Annotated in this window: 1 rRNA gene; it reads right to left on the reverse strand. The window is 54.8% G+C overall.

Annotated features, from left to right (window positions below):
- Positions 1-520, reverse strand: a 23S ribosomal RNA gene (locus tag ABFX15_RS12020); the annotation flags it as partial.

Consider the following 520-nt stretch of genomic DNA (forward strand, 5'->3'; position numbering starts at 1 on the left):
TCCACTTCCAGCCTATCCACCTGATCATCTTTCAGGGGTCTTACTTCCTTAAAGGAATGGGAGATCTCATCTTGAAGGGGGCTTCACGCTTAGATGCTTTCAGCGTTTATCCTGTCCACACATAGCTACCCAGCGATGCCAGTGGCCTGACAACTGGTACACCAGCGGTGTGTCCATCCCGGTCCTCTCGTACTAAGGATAGCTCTTCTCAAATCTCCAACGCCCGCGACGGATAGGGACCGAACTGTCTCACGACGTTCTGAACCCAGCTCGCGTACCGCTTTAATGGGCGAACAGCCCAACCCTTGGGACCGACTACAGCCCCAGGATGCGATGAGCCGACATCGAGGTGCCAAACCTCCCCGTCGATGTGAACTCTTGGGGGAGATAAGCCTGTTATCCCCAGGGTAGCTTTTATCCGTTGAGCGATGGCCCTTCCATATGGTACCACCGGATCACTAAGCCCGACTTTCGTCCCTGCTCGACTTGTAGGTCTCGCAGTCAAGCTCCCTTCTGCCTT

The sequence above is a fragment of the Alkalibacterium indicireducens genome (assembly GCF_039522005.1).
Lineage (GTDB): Bacteria > Bacillota > Bacilli > Lactobacillales > Carnobacteriaceae_A > Alkalibacterium > Alkalibacterium indicireducens.